This is a genomic window from Streptomyces sp. NPDC091682 (genome assembly GCF_044756625.1).
GTDB lineage: Bacteria > Actinomycetota > Actinomycetes > Streptomycetales > Streptomycetaceae > Streptomyces.
In genome coordinates this window covers 103,741-124,745 of the sequence record NZ_JBIVTH010000017.1, presented here as the reverse complement: position 1 = coordinate 124,745, position 21,005 = coordinate 103,741, and the positions used below count along the sequence as shown (strand labels likewise).

General features: G+C 69.7%; 18 protein-coding genes. 8 read left to right on the top strand and 10 right to left on the bottom strand.

The genetic code is table 11. The features are described 5' to 3' along the window. Window positions 1-6 precede the first annotated feature (6 nt). From ACIQK6_RS32275 to ACIQK6_RS32250, 6 genes are read right to left on the bottom strand one after another with little or no spacing between them, the layout of a single operon-like run. Window positions 7-1,239, bottom strand: a complete 1,233-nt coding sequence (locus ACIQK6_RS32275) for a methylaspartate mutase (protein ID WP_402696188.1) — start codon at window positions 1,237-1,239, stop codon at window positions 7-9. A gap of 25 nt (window positions 1,240-1,264) precedes the next feature. Further along, a complete protein-coding gene (locus ACIQK6_RS32270) occupies window positions 1,265-2,785 on the bottom strand; it encodes a PqqD family protein (protein WP_402696186.1) in 1,521 nt (506 codons plus the stop codon). Further along, complete coding sequence (locus tag ACIQK6_RS32265) at window positions 2,782-4,023, bottom strand: ATP-grasp domain-containing protein (RefSeq protein ID WP_329104876.1); 1,242 nt, start codon at window positions 4,021-4,023, stop codon at window positions 2,782-2,784. The genes ACIQK6_RS32270 and ACIQK6_RS32265 overlap by 4 nt, the downstream gene beginning before the upstream one ends. Next, a complete protein-coding gene (locus tag ACIQK6_RS32260) occupies window positions 4,023-4,511 on the bottom strand; it encodes a cobalamin-dependent protein (RefSeq protein ID WP_329104874.1) in 489 nt (162 codons plus the stop codon). The genes ACIQK6_RS32265 and ACIQK6_RS32260 overlap by 1 nt, the downstream gene beginning before the upstream one ends. Beyond that, window positions 4,508-5,758, bottom strand: a complete 1,251-nt coding sequence (locus ACIQK6_RS32255; RefSeq protein WP_329104873.1) for an MFS transporter — start codon at window positions 5,756-5,758, stop codon at window positions 4,508-4,510. The genes ACIQK6_RS32260 and ACIQK6_RS32255 overlap by 4 nt, the downstream gene beginning before the upstream one ends. After that, entirely contained in the window at window positions 5,755-6,858 is a 1,104-nt protein-coding gene (locus ACIQK6_RS32250; protein ID WP_329104871.1) for an LLM class flavin-dependent oxidoreductase, read from the bottom strand. Before ACIQK6_RS32250 ends, ACIQK6_RS32255 begins: the two co-directional genes overlap by 4 nt. Window positions 6,859-7,300: 442 nt before the next feature. Here ACIQK6_RS32250 and ACIQK6_RS32245 point away from each other — a divergent pair, with 442 nt between their 5' ends. Next, the gene (locus ACIQK6_RS32245; protein WP_329104869.1) at window positions 7,301-8,296 is read left to right on the top strand and encodes an asparagine synthetase A; all 996 of its coding nucleotides are present in this window, start codon (window positions 7,301-7,303) and stop codon (window positions 8,294-8,296) included. Further along, window positions 8,293-9,567 (top strand): glutamate synthase-related protein, encoded by a 1,275-nt coding sequence (locus tag ACIQK6_RS32240; protein ID WP_329104868.1) that lies wholly within the window; start codon window positions 8,293-8,295, stop codon window positions 9,565-9,567. Before ACIQK6_RS32245 ends, ACIQK6_RS32240 begins: the two co-directional genes overlap by 4 nt. A gap of 89 nt (window positions 9,568-9,656) precedes the next feature. On the opposite strand, the gene ACIQK6_RS32235 is transcribed toward ACIQK6_RS32240, so the two are convergent. After that, window positions 9,657-10,562, bottom strand: coding sequence for a 2-dehydropantoate 2-reductase (locus ACIQK6_RS32235; protein ID WP_329104866.1), 906 nt, complete (start codon window positions 10,560-10,562; stop codon window positions 9,657-9,659). Between the two features lie 558 nt (window positions 10,563-11,120). Between ACIQK6_RS32235 and ACIQK6_RS32230 the strand changes: the two genes are divergently transcribed. The 6 genes from ACIQK6_RS32230 to ACIQK6_RS32205 all read left to right on the top strand — a co-directional run bounded on the left by ACIQK6_RS32230 (window position 11,121) and on the right by ACIQK6_RS32205 (window position 17,302). After that, window positions 11,121-11,498, top strand: a complete 378-nt coding sequence (locus ACIQK6_RS32230) for an FKBP-type peptidyl-prolyl cis-trans isomerase (protein ID WP_329104864.1) — start codon at window positions 11,121-11,123, stop codon at window positions 11,496-11,498. 328 nt (window positions 11,499-11,826) lie between these two features. After that, a complete protein-coding gene (locus tag ACIQK6_RS32225; protein WP_329104862.1) occupies window positions 11,827-12,222 on the top strand; it encodes a hypothetical protein in 396 nt (131 codons plus the stop codon). After that, the gene (locus ACIQK6_RS32220; protein WP_402696183.1) at window positions 12,222-14,162 is read left to right on the top strand and encodes a GMC family oxidoreductase; all 1,941 of its coding nucleotides are present in this window, start codon (window positions 12,222-12,224) and stop codon (window positions 14,160-14,162) included. The genes ACIQK6_RS32225 and ACIQK6_RS32220 overlap by 1 nt, the downstream gene beginning before the upstream one ends. Window positions 14,163-14,191: 29 nt before the next feature. Then, entirely contained in the window at window positions 14,192-16,048 is a 1,857-nt protein-coding gene (locus ACIQK6_RS32215) for a peroxidase family protein (RefSeq protein ID WP_329104860.1), read from the top strand. Window positions 16,049-16,148: 100 nt separating this feature from the next. Beyond that, complete coding sequence (locus ACIQK6_RS32210) at window positions 16,149-16,595, top strand: DUF6153 family protein (RefSeq protein ID WP_329104859.1); 447 nt, start codon at window positions 16,149-16,151, stop codon at window positions 16,593-16,595. Window positions 16,596-16,672: 77 nt separating this feature from the next. Then, window positions 16,673-17,302 carry a DUF305 domain-containing protein gene (locus ACIQK6_RS32205; RefSeq protein ID WP_329104858.1) on the top strand — a complete coding sequence of 210 codons (630 nt, stop codon included), beginning with the start codon at window positions 16,673-16,675 and terminating at the stop codon, window positions 17,300-17,302. A gap of 73 nt (window positions 17,303-17,375) precedes the next feature. Here the strand turns inward: ACIQK6_RS32205 and ACIQK6_RS32200 are convergent, their stop codons facing one another. From ACIQK6_RS32200 to ACIQK6_RS32190, 3 genes are all read right to left on the bottom strand, one after another. After that, window positions 17,376-18,344 carry an MASE1 domain-containing protein gene (locus tag ACIQK6_RS32200; protein WP_402696234.1) on the bottom strand — a complete coding sequence of 323 codons (969 nt, stop codon included), beginning with the start codon at window positions 18,342-18,344 and terminating at the stop codon, window positions 17,376-17,378. Window positions 18,345-18,421: 77 nt separating this feature from the next. Then, complete coding sequence (locus ACIQK6_RS32195; protein ID WP_402696182.1) at window positions 18,422-19,252, bottom strand: PP2C family protein-serine/threonine phosphatase; 831 nt, start codon at window positions 19,250-19,252, stop codon at window positions 18,422-18,424. A gap of 133 nt (window positions 19,253-19,385) precedes the next feature. Further along, complete coding sequence (locus tag ACIQK6_RS32190; RefSeq protein WP_402696181.1) at window positions 19,386-20,996, bottom strand: alpha/beta fold hydrolase; 1,611 nt, start codon at window positions 20,994-20,996, stop codon at window positions 19,386-19,388. Window positions 20,997-21,005 lie beyond the last annotated feature (9 nt).

Genomic DNA, 21,005 nt, shown 5'->3' with positions numbered 1-21,005 from the left:
GTTGAGTCACGTCTCGGCCAGGGCCGCAGCCTGGTCGTAGCGGTCGGCGACGTGGTTGAGCATGGCGTGGAGCCGGTCGGAGCTGAAGTCCTCGACACCGGCGCCCTTGGACGTCCCGGGCAGCGGCAGGTTGCCGCGGGAGCCCCACGCCAGCGCCCCGCGGTCGTCGATCACGCTGGTCGTCGCGCCGGCGTTGTCCGGGTGCAGGCCGAACGGGATGTCGAGGATCCCTCGTTCGAAGGCCTTCGTCAGCGCGGTACCGACATCGGGATCGAGGCCCAGCACCGTGTCCACGAGAAGCCTCGCCTCCTCCAGAACCTCGTCGTAGAAGGCGTCCTCCAGGACGGTCGGCGCGGCCGGGGTGCCGTTCGACGCGTCTGCGGCGATCCGCAGGGCGGCGAGGTTCTCGGCGACCGTCGGGATCTGCCACGCCTCGGAGACCGTCTTCACGATCATCCGCTCGCACCCGGCGTCGCGGGCGAGCCGGGCGCTGTCGCGGATCAGGGCGGTGGCGCCGTCCGGCGTCTTGGGGAACAGACCCATGTACGTGTAGAGCACGACGTGCTGGTCCACCCCGGACAGGTGCTCGGCGGCGAGCGTGCGCAGCGCCCGGAGAGCGCCGCGGTCCTGCTCGGCGAGCACCCCCTGGGCGAAGCTAAGCGACATGTGGCGCAGCCCGTGCTGCTGGAAGAAGCAGCCCTCCAGCACGGCGGTGGCCACCAACAGCGAGGGCGGGCAGAGTTGGCCGAGCAGGCACCCGCCGAAGCTCTCGACGTGTCCGTGCTCGGTCTCGCCGGCCAGGAACCGGCAGCTCTCCGCCCAGGCCTCAACGGCCCGGGCGAGCGGCAACCGGCTGTAGGGGAGGCAGTACGAGACGGGGCCGCCCTCGGTGGCGTCGAGACCGACTTCGACCAATCGCTGGAAGACCCGCAGCGGTAGCGCGGTGCCGTGCCGCACCTGGACCGGGAACGCGGGGCCGTGGAGCCCGTCGAGCAGTGCCCTGGTGGCCTCGGCCGGGTGGGAGACCAGCGGGTACCCGTTCAGCTCCTCGCCCGCGGCCAGCCGCTCCAGGGGCGTGGTGTAGTCGCCGACCCGGGTGTAGCTGTCGAGCGTGAGCGTCCCGACGGCGGGCAGCCCGAGCGACGCGACCTGGGACAGCCCGTCCTGCATCGCCCGGAGGCTGCCGAAGCCCATCCGCGGCTGTACGAGCACCGTGCCCCGGCCGCGGCTTTCGGTCACCAGCCGGTCAAAGTACCCGGCCACGTCACCGACCCGATATGAGTTCGAGGACGGGTAGGCCCGTGGTCGGGTCGACCGTCTTGACCTGGCTCTTGTGCGGGTCGCCCGCGCGCACCCGGGAGATCATCGTCTGCTGCGCGCCGAAGTCCACCAGTGCGCTGCGGTAGAGCGTGCGCAGGTCCGTCAGGGACAGCGCGGAGATCTTCTCCAGCCACTCGGCCGCCCCGTCGGTGTCCGTGCCGTCACCGCGCAGCGCAGCGTGCAGCTCTGCGGTCCTGTCGGCCATCTCCGGGTGGCAGGACGCGATGAACCTCTCCAGCCGCGCGCCTTCGTCCGTGAAGGGCGAGTAGACCATCGCGGTGAGCGCGGCCTCGCTCAGGCCGAAGACGTCGCGCGCGTAGGCGGTGGCCACCTCCCGCCGCTCGACGATCTTGGCCGGCGAGTCGTAGCGGCTCAGTGCGAGCCGGATCAGGTTCTCCGGCATCTCCTTCTTGCGCATCATCGCCTCGGCGAGCTCCAGGTACTCGGAGATGCCCGCCTCGTAGGTGCGGGACTCCACGTACTGGGCGCGCAGGCCCCGCAGATGGGCCATCAGGGTCGGGTTCGCGCAGTCCGACTCGGTGAAGCTGAAGGCGAGGTCGTCGAACCGGAAGCCGAGGAAGTCGACGATCAGGTCCCAGTGGTCGTGGACGCGGTAGCTGACCATGTCGTAGATCGAGACGAACTCGGGCTGCATCGAGCGGTCTCCGGTGGAGACGGCGCGCTCCGCGACTTCTGCCTCGCGACCGTCACCGAAGAGCTCGCGGAAGTATGCGTCACCGATGCCGCGCAGGGCCGTGAGCAGGCCCTGGAAGCCCATCCGGCGGCATTCCTCCACGTCGATGCCGCTCGCCTTGGCCAGGCGCATGATCCAGGCGGAGTAGAGCGCCTGCTCGCGCCGGGAGTCTCCGGTCATGATCACGTCGACACCGTCCTGCCACCAGGCAGCGCGACCGTAGAAGTCGGCCACCGCCAGGTTGCAGCTGTTGCAGAACGTCGGCCGGCCGTCCCCGGCCGACCGGTGACCGTTCATCAGGACGTCGAGCCGGTTGAGGTTGACCAGGCGCTCCGGCAGCGGAAGGTCCACGCGGAACCGGCGGATCTCGGTGTGGTCGATGGTCAGGAGCTCGGCCCGCTCGTCGTCGAGCAGCCCGAGGGCCTCGTACACCCGGTGGATGTTCTCCATGACGGCCAGCGGCACACCGGCGTGCCGCATGTTGGCGACCCGCATGACGAACGTGTGGCCGTGGGTGAGCTGGAGGTGCAGCTGGACCGCCCGCACGAAGGCGACCACGTACGTGCTGTCCTTGCCGCCTCCGTAGGCCACCATCACCTTGCGGCCGGGCAGCAGGTCGGGGCCTCCGACGGCCTCGACGAGTCGGTCACCGACGGCGACCATGCCCTTCAGCTCGATGTCGCTGAGGAAGGCGGCCAACTGCGCGTAGCGGTCGCGGTCGCTGAGGCGCTGGTCCTGGGTCGGCTGGTCCTGGGTCGGCTGGTCGTTCACAGCGAAGTCACCTCGAATTCGAAGGTCTCGATGATGCGGCGGATGTCGGCCTCCACCTGGGCCTGGTCGTCGTGCAGCAGGATGAACCGGCCGGCGTGCAGGGCGTCGTACGCGCCGCCGGGCTCCAGCACCTCGCCCACGGAGGGCAGCAGTTCGCGCCATACGGCCGGGACCGATTCCCGCATGGACGATGCCTTCCGGACCACCGCCGGCAGGCCTGCCGGCTTGGGCACGACCAACCAGCCGCCGGACGGGTCGCCCGAGGTGGGTGCCGGCATGATCGACTCCCCGCACATGGCCCGCAGCCAGATTTCGAAGAGGTTGACCCCGAACAGCTTGTTGAGGAGGTGGGGGACCTCGCTGCCGCCGACCCGGCCGCCGATCTCCAGGAAGACGATCTCGTCCTCCGGCGTGACGAAGAGCTCGAGGTGGAACGGTGTGTCACGCATGGCGAGGGCGCGGACGCACCCACGGGAGAACTCCTCCATCCGGTCCCTCAGGGGGGAGCGCTGGAGCACGACCGATCCCAGCGGTTCACCGGCACCGAAGGACAGGCAGTCGTTCACGTACCGCGACGTGACCTGGAACCCGATCTCGGACCGGGCGTCGGCGAAGCCGTCCACGTGGTGGATGGTGCCGGTGACGAACTCCTCGATCTCGTAGCGCTTCAGGTCGACCGCGGCCAGGAGTTCGGCCAGCGTCGCCTCGTCCTCGACACGGTGGACCCCGATGCTCGCGGCGCCGTCCACCGGCTTGAGGATCACCGGGTAGCCGCACGAGCGGGCGAAGGCGAGTCCGCTCTCCACGTCGGTGCACGCGGCGAAGCGGGGGACCCGGACGCCGGCGGCCGCCAGGATCTCCTTCATCCGCACCTTGTCCCGGTAGACCGCGACCTCGGCCGTGGTCGGCCCGGGAAGGCCGAGGTCCTCGCGGACCTTGGCGGCGATCTCCAGGGTGAACTCGGACAGGGCGATCAACTGGTCGACGGGGCCGACCTTTTCGGTCACCTCGACGACGGCCGCGCGCAGCGCGTCGACGTCGTTGACATCGTCGACCCGCACCAGGTGTGCGATCTTCGCCGGATCGGCGAGCACTCCCTCGGCGCCGAGCGCGTCGACGACGTAGCTGACCTGGTGGGCGTCGTGGTCGATGAACTCCTCGTAACGGGTGAGCTCGTTGTCCCACCGTACGCCGTCTTCCTTGAACCGGGGCCACCGGTTGACGATCACGATATGCATCAGTGGACCTCCGTGGTGCTGAGTCCGGCAAGGTCCCAGGGTGGGATGACCGCGGCGTCGGCCTGCCAGGCCGGGAAGCCTTCGGACTTGCCGAAGTGAAGGAAGGTGAGGAAGCGGTCGATGGCGTCCTCACCGGTGAATACGTCGGTGTAGCCGTGGGCGAGGAGCTCACGGCGGGTGCGGTCGTTGTCCGACTCGGCCGTGGTCAGCTTGCCGCCGGCCACGCTCGGGACCTCGAGCCGCCGCTCGCGCAGGGCGGAGAGCAGCAAGCGCGCTCCGTGGAGTCCGTGGCCGTTGACGCTCGACACGACCAACAGGTCGGGCCGGTTCTCGGAGACGGCCCGTACGACGTCGTTGATGGGCGTGCAGGCGCCCAGGTTCTGTACCTGGGCTCCGTTCTCCTCCAGGAGCTTCTGGAGGTACACGAGATTCCAGATGTGGGAATCCGACTCGACGGTGCTCAGCAGGCACCGGAAGGTTGGACTCATGCCGAGACTCCTGAGACGACCTCGTCGTTGCGGTTGGCCAGCGCCTTGCGGAAGCTGCGGATCGTCAGCGGCAGGAAGACGGCGCCGAAGAGGCACAGCAGCACCGAGAGCACGGTGACGAGCTGCTGCGGGCCGGCCGCGGTTCCGACGCCGGCGACGAGCAGGCCGGCGATGGGGAACGAGAGCAAGTTGAGGAGGTAGAAGGGGCCCATGATCTTCCCCAGGTGTTCCTCGGGGATCACCTTCAGCCGCTGGGTCCGATTGAAGACGTTGTAGTAGGCGGATCCGATCAGCATGGCCACGAAGGCCGGAGCGTAGACGGCGAAGGACGGGGCGAACCCTGCCGTGAGCAGCGCGGCGCACATCGCGGTGAAGCCGATGACTCCGAGCGCCCCGACGCTCAACCGCCGAAGCAGGAACGGGATCGCCATCAGGTTGAGCAGGCCCGTCACACCGACGCACGTGTTCAGCCATCCGAACGACGAGTCGGGAGCATGGAAGACGTCGGTCACCAACGCCGCGTTGACGCTCAGCACGCTCGCCACGACCAGGTTGATGGCGAAGTTGAGGACGCCCAGCAGCAGGACGGGCTTGTTACCGATCAGCAGCCGCCATCCGAGACCGAGTTCGGCGAAGACCTGCCCCGCGCTACCGGCTTCGCCCGTGCTCGGGGCCCGCAGTCCACGGGGCAGCGGCAGCCAGGTCGCCGAAGCGAGGGCGAAGGCTCCGGCGGCGACCATCAGCAGCCATACCTTGCCCAGCACGGACGCGGCCAGGACGGCGAGCGCGGGTCCGAGTGCCATGGCCAACAGCTCCATGTTCTGGACGAGGGACTGGGTGCTCGCCACCTTGTCGCCCTTGGCCAGTTGCGGGACCATCTTCTCCACGGCCATCCGCGTCGGCGCCATGAAGACGGAGAGGAAGGCTCCGCCGGCCATCAGGGCCCCGGTCGTCCACGACGACTGGGTCAGGCAGATGACGACCACGCACACGAGCACGGCAGCCCGGGCCGCGGTCACCCGGGAGAAGAGCCGGGCACCGCCGTCCCGGTCGGCCAGGATCCCTGCGAAGGGGTAGGCGATCAGGCCGGGAAGCCATTCGAGTGCGAATGCTAAACCGAGGCTCGCCACCTCGTGGGTGTCCTGGTATATGAGCAGAGGGACGGCGAACAGCACGACCTGTTCCGCGATGAGACCGAGGAGGACGCCGGAGGCGAAAAGACTCCGGTGAAGCCGATTTTCGGTCATGCCGTCCGCTCGTTCTCTTCGTGTCTGCGGATCAGCGGGAGCACGTGCGTGTAGAACGTGCGCATCTCGTCGCGGGTCGGCCAGCCGGAGAAGATGAACTCACTGACGCCTGCCGCCTTGTAGGAGTGCAGGTATGCGGCTACCTCCTGGTAACTTCCGACCACGCACAGTGCGGGGCCGCCGCGATAGGCCACGGCGCCGGAGTAGAGAACCGGAGAGAGCCAGTCCCCATCGGCCTGCTCGGCCAACCGGAAGGAATTCCGCACGGCCTCTGAGTCGGAGGCGGCGACGAACTTCGCGACCCACTCGCGGTGGTCCTCGTCCGGATCGCGCATCATCTCCGCGAGGTCGGCGAGCGCCTCAGCACGGGTCTCGCGGGCCAGAACGTGCATGCGGATCCCGAGCCGACCGCCCTTGGCCAGCACCGGTGCGGCGGCCTCGGCGATGCCCTCGGGCGTGTCACCGTAGCGGAGCCAGCAGTCGCCGTGCTGGAGCGCGGTCTCCTGGGCCGGACCAGAAGCTCCACTGATGTAGACCTCCGGACGCCCGCCGCCGAGATATCCGAGCCCGAGCTGGGCCTCCTCGATGCGGTAGTGCTCGCCGCTGTAGGAAAGCGGCGTTTCCCCGCGCCAGGTGCGGTGCAGGATGTCGAGGAATTCGTTCATACGGGCATAGCGACCGTCGTGCGCCACGAAGTCCCCGTAGTACGCCTGCTCTGCCGGAGAAATACCGGCAACCAGATTCAGCGATATACGACCATTGGACATCCAGGAGACCGTGTTGACGATCTGCGCAAAAAGTGTCGGGGAAAGCAGTCCCGGGCGATAGGCCAGGATGAATTTGACGCGCTCTGTTTCCCGGACCAGCGCACCGATCATCGGCAGTGGATCGGGCATGTGATAGCTGATTCCCATCAAAAGGGAATCCACTCCGAGCCGGTCAGCCTCCTTGGCGAAATCAACGATTCCGTCGAAGTCCAGATGACCGACCTGATACTTCTCGGTGGCCTTCTGCTGACCGCTGTCGAGGGGGGAGCACCAGTGGAACCGCAGCTCCTCGGAGCCCGGTTCATGCTGGTGGGAAGCGTTGCTCAGACCCACGGGTCAACCTCCGGTCGTGTGATGCACCTGTGCTGTCTCGGCACACGGAAGGACGGCCCGCGCAGAGACGCCAGCGTCCGCGGCCAACGCTCTCGTCGATTCGACGCGGGCTTTTCCAAGGAAATTCATGGCTTGTTCAGCCGCGACGCTGGGGTATCGAACATAACAATCCCGGGGCCATTGCTCCGTGCCTCGGAGATCTTGACATGGAAGCTCCATATGAGTCAAGATCAATTCCCGGGCTGCACTACCCTGCGAGAGCTGCGGCGATACATCCGCAGAAGAATCTTCCGCTCAGTGATCTCGGCCACACTTCTTCGGCGGCGGATATGGAATTCCAGGTTCCGAATTGTTGTCGCGCATTGCCCGGCTTCGGACCCAGTCCGGAGCGTCACACCCCTCTATCACCCGCCTCGTCACAGCACTCGAACGGAACGAGAGATTGTCCGCTGAGAACACGGGGGCCACGCTCCCGACGCCGCTCGCCCATCTGACTTCGGAGCGCACCCGCGCCGCACTGCTCGTCCAGAACCGGTTCCTGGCCGGAGCGCGGGACTTCCTCTCCGGTGAGGGCTTCACCGAGCTGTTGCCGCCCACCATCGGCCCGGTGACCGACCCGGGCGCCCGCGGTGCCAAGCAGGTCGACATCGACTACTACGGTCACCGCTACAAGCTGATGACGAGCGGCATCCTCTACAAGCAGGCTTCCCTGCTCAGCTTCCCCAAGATCTTCCACGTCGCCCCGAACGTCCGGCTCGAGCCGCTGGAAACGGCGGTGACCCACCGCCACCTGACCGAGTTCCACCAGTTGGACGTGGAGATCGCCGGCGGTTCGCGCGAGGAGGCGATGAGGGTCGCGGAAGAGCTGACCCGGCACTGCGTCGAGCACGTGCTGAGCACCGCTCAGCGGGAGCTGGAGATCCTCGGGCGCGACCTGGACGGGCTCAAGCGCGTCCTCGACGCGCCGTACGGCCGCGTGAAGCACTCGCAGGCGGTGGCCCAGCTCGCCGGGGGCGGATACGGCCAGGACGAGAACACGGAGATCGAGTGGGAGGGCGAGGAGATCATCTCCAAGGCGGCCGAGCACCCGTTCTTCATCACCGACTACCCCAAGGGCTCGCGCGGCTTCTACGACAAGGAAAGCGCCGAAGAGCCCGGTGTCCTGCGCAACTTCGACCTCATCTTCCCGGGTGGCTTCGGGGAGATGATGAGCGGCAGCGAGCGCGAGTCGGACTACCGCAACCTGATGATGCGGATCCGCGAGACCGGCGAGAACCCGGCGAAGTACGAGTGGTACCTCACCCTGGCGCGCGAGGGGATCCCCTCCAGCGCGGGCTTCGGCCTGGGCGTCGAGCGGTTCACCCGCTTCTTGGGCGGACTCGATGCGGTGTGGCAGGCGACGGCCTACCCCAAGCTGCCGGGGGAGCTGCGTCCGTGAGCGGCCTGACGGCTCCCGGGTTCCCGGAGCAGCAGGTACGGGCCCGTGCCCGGCACGGCGCGGCCGCGGCCTTCCCGGAGAGCGGGAACTACGGGACCACGCTCTACGGCGAGCACGGCGAGCAGACCGCCCGGCCGGAGGACGCGATCGACCGGGCCCGTCTCGTACCGCCCGTCTTCGTACCGCACCGCATGGAGAAGTTGATCGACCTCGGTCGTGAACCGATCAGTGGGGACGTGGACCTGACCACGATGATCGGCGGCTTCCGCTCCGCCTTCCCGTTGTTCGTCGCGGCGTTCGGCTCCACCAGGGTGGCCAGCGGCGACCTCGGTGAGGCCGTCGCCCGGCAGGCCGGAAGCCTGGGCGTTCCCATGGTGATCGGTGAGAACATCGTCCCCGTGTCCGGCTACGGTCGAATGGCCGAAGAGAAGGAGAGCTCGCTGCTGCGCCGCATCACCGCGTACGCCGCGGCGGCGCCGGACGGGTTCGGCGGTGTGGTCGTCCAGCAGAGCACCGAAGACGCCGACGCCGAAGTGTGGAACCTGGTGTACAGCGACCCCTCGGCCGCCCCCCTGCTGGAGAGCGGTCGGCTGGCCTTCGAGTTGAAGGTCGGTCAGGGTGCGAAGCCCGGCGTGGGCGGCATGACGTTGGTGCCCCGCAAGCGCGCGGCCGAACTGGCGGCGCAGTACGACGTCCTGGACATCTACGAACCCGCCGAGGACTCGGTGCTGCGCTGCAGCAGCCCGGGAACCTTCACCGAGGAGATCCTCCGCCAGCAGATCCGGCTGATGCGCAACAACTATCCGCGCTGCCGGGTGTGGGTCAAACTGCCGCCCTCGCGCGACGTCCACCTGGCTGCGGCCGTTGCCTGGGCGGCCGGGGCGGACTCGGTCACCGTGGACGGGGCGGAAGGCGGCACCGGCTGGGCGCCCCGCGCCTTCCTCGACCACGTGGGGCTCCCGCTGGCGGAGTGCCTGCAACGCCTCGACGCGCAGGACAACTCCCTGCTGGTCAGCGGTCGCATCTGGGAGGGTGCCCGCGCGGTCAAGTGCCTGGCGCTCGGGGCTACCGCGGTGGGCCTCGGACGGGCGGCCCTGGTCGCGTCGGACGAGGACGCGGAGGCGGGCCTCACCAATTTCGTCGACTGCCTGGCGTTGGAGATGCGCCTGCTGATCAGCTCGTTGGGCAAGTACCGGGTAGCGGAAGTGAGTGCCGAGGACATCTGGACCGAAGCGCGTTCCGGGGAGGCGTACGTCCCTCGGAACGGGTGACCGACCCACCGCCCAGGGGCGGGTGCCACCGGTCAACTCCCCGGTCGCACCCGCCCGTACGGCGTCCCGGCGCCCCGGCGACGCGACCGTCAGTGGCCGCGCACCCCGATCTCCTCCAGCAGGCTCGCCACGCGCGGCACCGGGACCGCGTGCAGCCCGGCGGCCCTCAGCACCGCCCCTCCGATCGCGTCCGTCTCCAGCGGTCGGCCGGCCTCGGCGTCGCGCTGCATGGACGACTTCGCCGCGGCGGGGAAGGCGTCGTACAGCCGCACCGTGCCGGCGGTGTCGCTCGGCGCACCGCAGGCACGGCTCACCGCGGCCACCTCCTCCACCAGAGCCAGCAGTTCGTCACGGTGCTCGGTGCGGATCTGGCCGATCGGAAGCCGGTAGCGCGTCGTGAGCAGGGCGAAGGGGGCCAGGAACGCCAACTTCCCCCACAGCGCACCGGACTCGTCGTCGCGCACCCGGGTGGTGATTCCGGCGTCCGCGAGCACACCGGCCAGCTCGTCGAGGCGTTCGCGATCCGCCGTGGCGCTCGCCAGATCGATCTCCGTGAACGGGCTGCCGTGCACGATCCGGCCCGGTGCCTGCCGGCTCGATTCGACGCGTATCACTCCCGGCACCACGAGCTCCGCCGAGTAGCGCTTGCGGAGCGTGGCGGGGTGCTCGATCCCGTTCAGGAGCGGCACGACGAGGCCGTCGCCCAGAACCTCCGACGGCACTCGGTCGAGCGCCGCCGCCAGCGCCGTTTGCTTCACCGTCACCAGGCACAGGTCGACCGGCTGCCGCAGTTCGGTGTCCGCGTCGACCCTTGCGGTGAAGGCGCCGAACTGGCCGCTGCTCACCTGGATGCCGTCACGGCGCAGAGCCTGCACGGTCTCCTCACCGGCCAGACAGGTCACCCGGTGGCCGGCTCGTGCCAGCAGGGCGGCGAGCAGCCCGCCGACGCCCCCGGGTCCGAGTACCGCCACGCTCAGGGAACGGCTGTCGGTCATCGTATTGCCTTTCGTTGGGGCAGCGCGGACGGATCCGACGGATCGCGGGTCGAGCCGGATGCGCTGCACGGAAGATCCCAGGGGCTGGTTGTCCCACGCGGAAGGGCCGCACCGTTCGGTCCGCCCTACGACGGGGCGTCAGGGCGGGTCGGGGGAATCGGGCAAGGGTGCGCGGGGTGTGGTCACGCCTCCTGGTCGAGAGTGCATGCCGGTCGTTGGTTGCCGGGCGGAGCGGTGAAAGCGCAGGTCGACGGTCGAGTGGCCGCCTGCTGGGGCCCCTCGTACCGACCGGCGCGGGGCCGCGGCGGTGGGAGCGGGTACCCGGCGCCGCTCCCAGAATGATCTTAGGAGCGGAGCCGGGGCGTGACGCGGCCGCCCGGTGTGAGTTCCGCTACAAGGCGTGTCGGAGCCGCCCAGGCACGCCGCGCCGTGCTCCGTGGGGTGTGATGTACTCCAGTCGATCAGGGTCCTCGGTAGCGTGATCACCTACTGCGTGGAGAGTGACCATGCGCCCGGTTGGCCCGTACGAGGATGCCGGCGGAAAGTAGCGAGGTTGCGATGGGTGAACTGACGAAGCCCGAGGTCGAACTTCCGGAGGGTGACGCTCCGCAGGAGCTGACGATCCGGGACCTGGTCGTCGGGGACGGCCCCGAGGCGAAGCCGGGCAGGGTCGTCCGGGTTCACTACGTCGGGGTCACCTTCGAGTCCGGAACGGAGTTCGACGCCTCCTGGGACCGGGGCGAGCCGTTCAAGTTCGCCGTGGGTGGTGGCAGGGTCATCAAGGGCTGGGACCGGGGGCTCAGGGGGATGAAGGTCGGCGGTCGGCGCGAGATCATCGTTCCCCCGCGGCTCGGCTACGGCAACCAGTCCCCCTCGCCGTTGATCCCGGCGGGTTCCACGCTCGTCTTCGTGGTGGACCTCCTCTCAGTGGTCTGAGCGGGGCCTGCTGCTCCCCGACCTCCGTGTTCGGAGCCGAAGCCGGGCAGCACCGGCCCGACGGCATCCGCGACCGACCCGGCGGGTTCGTAAGGTTCATCCTTCAAGAGGTCCTCGCGAACGATGGTGCAGGTGCACACCGTGGTGGGAGACCCGGAACGAACGGTCGGGTCACACCGCCCTAGGGCGGCGTGCGAAGGTTCGCGCCCCCACCCAAGGTCCCAAGATGCACACGCACAGCCATCACCCTAGTGTGGTTTTGGGGGAGTCATCGCACTCCGGGGGCTATTCGTGGCCGCAGCAGCCACTGCACTCCAGGGAGTACAGCATGGCCAAGCAACGCGCTGCCCGCCGTCCGGCTTCGGTCTACGCCCTGGCCGGCATCCGGCTCTTCAACGGCATCACCGGGCTACTCGCTCCCACCGTGCTCGTCCGGCGCCTCGACCCCGATCGTGACGTCAGTCCCGCGGCCGTCTACGCATTCCGGCTCTTCGGGATCCGTACCGTCCTGCTCGGTCTCGATCTGCTCACCAACCACGGCCAGCGGCTCCAGGAAGACCTTCGAGAGGGCGTGCTGATCCACGCCAGTGACACCGCCACTGCCGCCTTGCTCGGCCTCCGCGGCCAACTGCCGCCCCGCACCGCTGCCCTGACCACGCTCATCTCAGCCGTCAACACGACCCTGGCCGCCAGTGCGGCCGACTTCGGGAAGAGGAAAGGATAGTGACCGCGGAGTCCGGCGCTCCACCGGCCGAAACGGGCTTCGACTTCGTCGTCGTCGGCGCGGGCGCCGGCGGTGGCCCCTTGGCGGCCACCCTCGCGGCCTCGGGCATGCGCGTCCTCCTCCTCGACGCAGGGGGTGCCGAGGAGAACGACGACTACCTGGTTCCCGCCTTCCACGCCGACGCCTCCGAAGACCCCGTCCAGCGCTGGGACTACTTCGTACGGCATTACGCGGACGAGGAGCAGCACCGGCGCGACCGCAAGCTCGTACCGGGCAAGGGCATCCTCTATCCGCGGGCCGGGACGGTCGGCGGCTGCACCGCGCACCACGCGCTGATCACCGTCTATCCCTACAACCGCGACTGGGACGACATCGCGCACGAGACCGCGGACGCGTCGTGGCGCAGCACCGCCATGCGCCGGTACTTCGAGCGGCTGGAGCGCTGTACTTACCGCCCCCGCCCCAAGGAGCCGCCCGCCAATCGGTGGTTGGCGGCCTTGCTGGAGCTCCTTCCCTTCGCCGCTGCCCGGTACCGCAACGACTCGCGTCACGGGTTCGACGGTTGGCTGCCGACCGATCTCGCCGACCCCGAACTAGTCGTACGGGACGAGCAGTTGTTGAAGGTCATCCTGTCCGCCGCGCAGGACACGCTCGCCGACTTCATCGGCCGGCCGCTCTCCCCTCTGGAGGGGCTCGGGTCGTTCGTCGATCCCAATGACTGGCGCGTACAGACCGAGGGCCTGCAGGGGCTGTGGCAGATCCCGATCTCAACGGCTGCCGGCCGGCGCAGTGCCGCCCGCGAACGCGTGCGGGCCGTACAGCGCAGCCACCCGGACAACCTGGTCGTCCGGACGCACTCGTTGGTGACGCGGATCGTGCTGGACGCGGACGGAGCGGCGACGGGCGTCGACTACGTGCACCAGCCGCACGCCTACCGGGCCGACCCCGGGACCCAGGACGTTCGCGCGCTGCCGGTCGCGCGCAGGGTGCTCGCTGCCCGTGAGGTGATCCTGGCCGCAGGGGCTTTCAACACGCCTCAACTGCTGATGCTCTCGGGCATCGGGCCGCGTGAGGAGCTGGAACGGCACGGCATTCCCGTACGCGTCCCCCTCCAAGGCGTGGGCGCCAACCTGCAGGACCGCTACGAAATCGGCGTGGTGAGCCAGATGGACCGCGAGTTCCCGGTCATCGAGGACTGCGACTTCCACGCGCCGGAGCCCGGAGCTGTGCCGGACCCCTGCTACCGGGCCTGGCAGCTCGGCGACGGGCCGTACACGACGAACGGCGCCGTCGTCGGGATCACCCGCAAGTCCCGCCCGTCGCTGGACTCCCCCGACCTGTTCATCTTCGGCGGCCCCTTCGACTTCCGCGGCTACCACCCCGGCTACTCGCTCGACCTGACGCGTCACCGGGACCGCTTCACGTGGGTCATCCTCAAGAGCCGCACCCACAACACCAACGGCCGGGTGCAACTGCGCTCCGCCGACCCCCGGGACACCCCGTTGGTGACCTTCCACTACTTCACCGAGGGCACGGACGAGCACGGAAGGGACCTCGCCGCCGTGGTCTCCGCCGTGCAGTTCGTGCGCAGCATGAACCGCAGTGCCGGTTCCGTGATCCGCACGGAGCTGTGGCCGGGCGAGCAGGTCGGTGACCCCGAGAGCGTCCGCCGCTTCGTACAGGACGAGGCGTGGGGCCATCACGCTTCCTGCAGTTGCAAAATGGGCCGGGTCGACGATCCGTCGGCCGTCGTGGACAGCCGCTTCCGGGTACGTGGCGTGAACCGCCTGCGGATCGTCGACGCCTCGGTCTTCCCCCGCATTCCCGGCTTCTTCATCGCCGTTCCGATCTACATGATCAGCGAGAAGGCGAGCGACGTGATCCTCGGCGATGCATCGCGCACGCGACCCGTCCCGGCCGCCCCGCGGCACCCGACCTGACCCGGGAACCGATCCTGAGGAGCAGCACGATGAGCATGCAACGACGCCCCGTCCCCCGACGATCCGGCTCCGGATACCGCTCCTCCCTACCGTGGCGGATCATCACCCGCATCGCCGAGTTCGTCGACCGCCGCACCGGTTGGGACCGCCTGGCGGTCACGCCCGGTCTGCTGACCCTCTTCGGGCTGCGGGTCAAACTCCGTCAGGAGAACCTCCACGACACGTCGCGGCTGCCTTCCGTCGGCCTCCCGACCCCTGCGCCGCCCTCCGACGGGCACCGGGTCAACCGGACCGCCGACGGCAGCCACAACGACCTCGACGAGCCGCGCATGGGCATGGCGGGAACGCGCTTCGGCCGGAACATCCCGCTGGACAAGATCGCCCCGGCCACGCCCGAGAGCGTTCTTTCGCGGCCGAACCCGCGCGAGGTCAGCCGAGTCCTGCTCACCCGCCGGACACTGATCCCGGCCGAGTCGGTCAACTCCCTGGTCGCCGCCTGGCTGCAGTTCATGGTCCGCGACTGGTTCAGTCACGGAACCAGTCCCACGGAGCGGCCCTGGGAAGTTCCGCTCCTGGACGACGATCCGTGGCCCGAACGCCCGATGCGGATCATGCGGACGCCGGACGACCCGACGCGGGACCCCCGGTCGCCCGCGGGGACTCCCGACACCCGCGTCAACGTCTCGTCCCACTGGTGGGACGCATCCCAGATCTACGGCACGAACGAGGCGGAACAGTGCCGGGTGCGCACCGGCAAGACGGGCAAACTGCACCTCTTCGGCGACGAGGCGACCCCGCTCCCCTCCGACCCCGCCCGCGATCCCTCGCGCGTTCCCGGCTTCTGGCTGGGCCTCGTCATGATGCAGAACCTGTTCGCCCAGGAGCACAACTCGATCTGCGACCACCTGCACGCCGTGTACCCGTCGTGGGACGACGAGGAGTTGTTCCAGCGGGCCCGCCTCGTTAATGCCGCGCTCCTCGCCAAGATCCATACGGTGGAGTGGACGCCCGCCGTGATCAGCCACCCCACCACCGTCAAAGCCCTGCGGTCCAACTGGTGGGGCATCGCGGGTGAACGCGTCCACAACTTCTACGGCCGGCTCACGGAGAGCGAGACCGTCAGTGGCATCCCCGGCAGCAAGACGGACCACTACGGCGTCCCGTACTCCCTCACCGAGGAGTTCGTGGCCGTCTACCGCATGCACCCGCTCGTCCGCGACGACTGGCACCTGCGCTCCGCCGCCGACGACTCCACCCTCAGCGACTGCACCTTCCGCGACATCGCCGGACCTGCGGCGCTCAACGTGCTGAAGACCAAGGGAATGGCCAACCTGCTGTACAGCTTCGGCACCCTCCACCCGGGGCTCGTGACCCTGCACAACTTCCCCCGCTTCCTCCAGGACTTCGAGCGCCCCGATGGGGGGCGACAGGACCTCGCTGCCACGGACATCCTGCGCAACCGGGAACTGGGGATCCCCCGCTACAACGAATTCCGGCGGCTGCTGCGGCTGAAGCCCGCGGCGAGCTTCGAGGACCTGACGGACAACCCCGTGTGGGCCAAGGAGATGGAGCGGCTCTACGACGACGTCGAAGACGTCGACCTGACGGTCGGAATGTATGCGGAGAAGCTTCCGACCGGATTCGCCTTCAGCGACACGGCGTTCCGCATCTTCATCCTGATGGCCTCGCGCCGACTGAACAGCGACCGCTTCTTCACCGAGTACTACACACCGGAGGTGTACTCCAAGGCCGGCATGGCTTGGATCGACGACAACAGCATGGTCACCGTGTTGCTGCGGCACTATCCGGAGCTGCGTACGTCTCTCGCGGGACTCAAGAACGCCTTCGTGCCCTGGCACGTCGCCAGCGGCAGCGGGCCTTCCTGAGGGGCGACGGCCGCCAGGTGGGCCGAGAGGGAGAGGGGCTCCGAAGGAGGTGTCGCGGCCCGGCCTCGCCCCGTGCGGAGCGGGCGCTTACGATGCCGGTATGGATCAGCAGGCGACGCGCGCAATGAAGCCGCTCGGGCTGCGTTCCCCTCTCCTGCTGGTCCTGGCCGTGTTGGTGGGCCTCGTGGGCATGCACGGCCTGGGGCCGGGCGCCGTTCCGGTGTCCGCCGCCGCACCCGGGTGCGCAGCCGCCCACGGGACGGCCCCCGCGCACGGCACGCCTGCAGCCGGCGAGCACGCGGTGCAGCACGGCGGCGCCGCGCGGGCCGATGAACCGGCCGGCGACGGAAGCGGCGGGCACGCCCAACACGCGGATGCGACCTGCGCCGCCGCGGGCACCTCGGGCGCCCCCGTCCTGCCCTGCCCGGCCGCCGCCCCCAGCGGCGTTGCGGCCGTCCCGGTCGCCGGTACCGGGATCGACGTGAGCGGTGCGGTCGGCGGACGCGCGCCACCGTCACTGAGCGAATTGCAGCTCCTGCGCATATAGGGCGGTCCGAGCACTCGGACCGTTCCCTACCCCGGCACGCCCCGACGCGCGCGTGCCCTCACCGCAGGAGCAACAGCATGACCAGCAAGCGTTCCCCGATCCGCCGTGCCACGGCCGTGGCCGCGGCCGTCACCGCCACACTCGTCCTCGCCGCCTGCGGCGGCAACGGCGGCGATTCCGGCTCGGCCCACGACGGACACGGCTCCTCCGCCTCGCCGTCCACCCCTGCCCCGGCACGGCAGGGCGACCACAACACCGCCGACGCGGTCTTCGCCCGGGGGATGATCCCCCACCACCGGCAGGCCGTCGAGATGGCGGACCTCGCCGCGGCCCGCGCGGAGTCCGCAGAGGTCAAGAAGCTCGCGGAGGAGGTCAAGAAGGCCCAGGATCCGGAGATCAAGACCCTCTCCGGCTGGCTGACCTCCTGGGGCGAGAAGGTCCCGGCCACGGACGAGGACCACGGTGGACACACCATGTCCGGCATGATGACCGCCGAGGAGATGCAGCGGCTCACGGCCGCCTCCGGCAAGGCGTTCGACACCGCCTTCCTCCAGATGATGGTCGAGCACCACGAAGGCGCCGTCGCCATGGCCGAGACCGAGCAGGCCGAAGGCACGTACGGGCCCGCCAAGGACATGGCCGCAGCGATCATCACCTCCCAGAGCGCGGAGATCGCCCGGATGAACACCCTTCTCGGCAAGAGCTGACCGGCACCAGCGGCTCCGGTGCGGGCAGTCGGCCTCGGCTGCCCGCGCCCCGCTGCTGACCGCTACGGGCCCTTCAGTGCGGCGGACGGTCATCGGGCGGGGACCGGCACGACTCGGGGCGCGGCTCCATCCGGGCCACCACCTCCGCGAGCCGGCCGCAGAGCTGCTTGATCTCCTCGTACGTCCGGTCGCGTTCGGTGATGACGGCCGCGAGGAGGAGGGCCGTCAGTGCGGTCGTACCGTTGAAGGCCTGCAGCGTCACCATGTTGGCGAAGACGTCGTCGCCGACGAACGGGCCCCTGTCGCCGGCGGCCGCCAGGATCGCCAGGACCACCACGGCGAGCGCACACGGCGCCGCGCCGGCCAGCCGGAAGCGGAAGGCCGCCCAGATCAGGAACGGCGAGACGAGGAAGAGCAGGCTCGAGTCCCGCGTGCGCGTCGCCAGGAGCGTGACGAAGAGCGTGCCGAACGCCAGCGCCGCCGCCTCGAACCATCGCCCCGGGCCGGCCCCGGACGGCCACCGGGCCTTGCGCAGCACGAGCAGGAAGGGTGTGACGACGAGGATTCCCATCGCGTCGCCGGTCCACCACACCGACCACGTGGGCCAGAAGTCGCCGGCGTCCAGTGCTCCGGAGAGGACCAGTACCCCGGCGCCGATGGTCGCACTGATCGACATCCCGGCGAGCGCACCGAGGAAGACCAGTGCCAGTACGTCCCGCAGGCGGTCCAGCTCGTTCCTGAACCCGGCTCTGTGCAGCATCAGGGCGGCGCAGACCGGCGCGAGGGTGTTGCCCGCGGTGATGGCCAGGACGGAGAGCAACGACGGCCCGAGGAACACGTTGGCCAAGAACGCGCCCAGCGCGATGCCCGGCCAGACCCTGAGTCCCATGATGAGCAGCGCGGCCAGCGCGACGCCGGTCGGCGGCCACAGGGGGGTGACCTGGTCGCGCACCAGCTGCTGGAGGAGGCCGATCCGTGCGGCCGCGTAGTAGACGGCGGCGACGGCGAGGATGCGCAGCGCGGTGGACCCGAGACGTCCCATCTCCGCACTGCTCACGACAGCAGTCTGCGCTCAGATCCCGCCACCGGCGACCCCAGTGGCCCCCGTGGCCCCGTCCGTCAGCCCGGCTCCCGGGGGCCGTCGTAGCGGACGACGAGGACCGCGGCGTCGTCGCGGTGTCCCGTCAGGTCGGCCACTTTGACGACGGCGGAGGCCAGCACATCGGGGTCGGCGTCGAACCCCGCCCGCACCAGTCTGACCACCTCGGCCAGACCGGACTCCATCGGGTAGTTCGGACCCTCCACCACCCCGTCGGTGAGCAGCACGAGCACCCCGGCCTCCGTCAGACGCCGGTGGGTCACCGGGTAGCGCTCGCCCGACACGATGCCGAGCGGCGGCCCACCGCGGTCGAGTGCGATCCCGTGACCGCCTCCGGCCGTGGCCCAGACCATCGGGACGTGGCCGGCCCTGGAGACCGTCAGATCGCGGCTGACCGGGTCGAAGCGAAGGAAGCAGCACGTCGCGAAGAGGCCGCACCCCATGGCGATCAGCAGATCGTTGGCGCGGCCCAGCACCTCGCGGGTGTCGCTCGTCGTCTGTGCGAGGGCGCGCAGACTGGTCCGCACCTGTCCCATGAAGGCGATGGCCTCCACGTCATGACCCTGCACGTCGCCGACCGTGAGCCCCAGTGACCCGTCGTGCATGACGAACGCGTCGTACCAGTCGCCGCCCACCTCCAGACCGCCCCGCGAGGGCGCGTACCTGGCGGCCAGACGCAGCCCGGGCAGCTGCGGCAGCCCGGGCGGGAGCATGTGGCGTTGCAGGGCCACGGCCAGTTCGACCCTGGCCCGCTGGTACTCGATCCGGTCCAGGGCCTGATCGACGAGCTGCCCGAGAGCGACCAGGAGTTCTTGCACGTCGTCGGGCGGCTCGGGGCGGTGTCCGCGCATCACGGGCTCCTGGCTCTCCCCCGGCCTCTTCACCTCACCCTAGCCGCTGCCCCGGCATGCCTCCACAGCGGTGGATCGCGGTGAAACAGCAGGCCGGAGGCAGGTGCCGGGCCCTCGAGGGGAACTCGGGGCGTCAGGGGCCGATCTCAAACTCGGGTGCCTCGAGACCCTTCAGGCATGCGGTCTTCGGCGCAGCCGGGTCGTCGAAGAACGAGACGGTGATCTCCTGGGCGCACTTCGAGGTGGCGAACACCACGTGGGGCTCGTAGGGGACCGTGACGACCTTGGCCTTGCCCAGCGTGCTGGCGACGTACGGCCCGTTGTCGGCCCCGGTCTGGGAGTCGAACCCGCCCGACAGGGCGAGGGTCGGGATGTCACCGCGCGTGGCGTCCCGGATCGAGGGCGACGCCGCAGGGACGTTCCAGGCGTCGCAGTCCGGGTGGAGGAAGGCGAGCTGCGGGGCCTGGGCCTGTACCGAGCGGGGGAAGGACGGGAACGTCGCCCGTCCGCCCTGCAGCGCCGCGTCCTCGCTCTCGTACGGTGTCCACGCGCTGCAGAAGACGCCGTAGGAGAGGCCGTGCGCGACCCTGCCGATGGCTTGGGGGCTGAGCTTGCCGCCCGCCCACTGCTGGGCGATCCGCTGCGGCTTGCCGTGCGCCAGCTCGTCGAGGGCGGCGGGCACCTGGGGCGCCACATGGGTGGCGGAGGTCATCCAGTTGACCAGGGCTCCGCCGTCCAGGACGACCTTCACCGGCTTGTCGCTGCCGGGGAGGGTGACGGTGGTGGTGACCGGCTTGGCTTCGAGTTCGCGCACGAGCCGGTCGAAGGTGGCCGACAGATTCGGATAGCGCTCGTTGCACGCCGGCTGGTCCGCGCAGGCCTTGAACAGGCCGTCGAAGCCCTGCCGGGCGCTGCTCCAGGTCGCGGCCGACCCGGCCTTGGACGGCGGCAGTATGCCGTCGATGCCCACCGAGCGGAGCCCCTCGGGGTGCAGCCGCATGTAGGCCAGCGCCAGGTGGGTGCCGTAGGAGATCCCGAACAGGTTCCACTGCTCGATGCCCAGCGCCTTGCGCAGGTCCTCGTAGTCGGCGGCGCTCTCGGTGTCGTTGTAGGCGCCGAGGTCGATCCCGCGGGCCGCCAGTCGGTCGCGGCAGGCCTTGGTGGCCTCGACGTGCAGGCGTTCGGTGGACGGGGCGTCGTAGACGAGGCCGACGGAGCGTGCGTTGAACTCGTCGATGTTGGGGCAGAGGAGGTTCGGCTCGGCCGAGTACGTACCGCGCTGGGACATGAAGATCACGTCACGGTCGCGGTTCAAGCCGCCGTCGATCGCCATCTTCGCCTCCCCCACGGCGTCGTCACCGGGGCCGCCCGCGAGCCACACGATGGGGTCGGGTTTCGGCTCGTCGGTGGCGGCGGGCACGATCGCGACGCCGAGCTCGATCGTCCGGCCGCTCGGTTCGGCGCGGTTCTCGGGCACGGTGAGCGTTCCGCAGCGGGCGCCGTCGAGCGCTTCGATCGGTTCCGGCGTCTTCGGGCAGGGGCCCGGTTCGAAGCGGGCGTCGCCCACCGCGCGGGCGACCGTACCGATCGGCGCGTCGGGGCCGGTGCTGGCATCGGTAGGGGGCTGCGCCGGGGCAGGCGCTGCGAGCAGGCCGGTGACGAGGAGACCGGTCACCGTGCCGGCGGCCGTCGTCAGGAGGCGTCGTGCGGTGCGGCGCCGACGGTGCGCCGGGTGGAGTGCCATCTGCCCTCC

Coding starts and splice junctions, on each gene's coding strand:
- ACIQK6_RS32255 (WP_329104873.1), bottom strand. CDS start 5,758: ATGACCGAAAATCGGCTTCACCGGAGTCTTTTCGCCTCCGGCGTCCTC.
- ACIQK6_RS32195 (WP_402696182.1), bottom strand. CDS start 19,252: ATGCGCGGACACCGCCCCGAGCCGCCCGACGACGTGCAAGAACTCCTG.
- ACIQK6_RS32230 (WP_329104864.1), top strand. CDS start 11,121: ATGGGTGAACTGACGAAGCCCGAGGTCGAACTTCCGGAGGGTGACGCT.
- ACIQK6_RS32205 (WP_329104858.1), top strand. CDS start 16,673: ATGACCAGCAAGCGTTCCCCGATCCGCCGTGCCACGGCCGTGGCCGCG.
- ACIQK6_RS32225 (WP_329104862.1), top strand. CDS start 11,827: ATGGCCAAGCAACGCGCTGCCCGCCGTCCGGCTTCGGTCTACGCCCTG.
- ACIQK6_RS32200 (WP_402696234.1), bottom strand. CDS start 18,344: ATGGGACGTCTCGGGTCCACCGCGCTGCGCATCCTCGCCGTCGCCGCC.
- ACIQK6_RS32190 (WP_402696181.1), bottom strand. CDS start 20,996: ATGGCACTCCACCCGGCGCACCGTCGGCGCCGCACCGCACGACGCCTC.
- ACIQK6_RS32235 (WP_329104866.1), bottom strand. CDS start 10,562: ATGACCGACAGCCGTTCCCTGAGCGTGGCGGTACTCGGACCCGGGGGC.
- ACIQK6_RS32210 (WP_329104859.1), top strand. CDS start 16,149: ATGGATCAGCAGGCGACGCGCGCAATGAAGCCGCTCGGGCTGCGTTCC.
- ACIQK6_RS32260 (WP_329104874.1), bottom strand. CDS start 4,511: ATGAGTCCAACCTTCCGGTGCCTGCTGAGCACCGTCGAGTCGGATTCC.
- ACIQK6_RS32215 (WP_329104860.1), top strand. CDS start 14,192: ATGAGCATGCAACGACGCCCCGTCCCCCGACGATCCGGCTCCGGATAC.
- ACIQK6_RS32265 (WP_329104876.1), bottom strand. CDS start 4,023: ATGCATATCGTGATCGTCAACCGGTGGCCCCGGTTCAAGGAAGACGGC.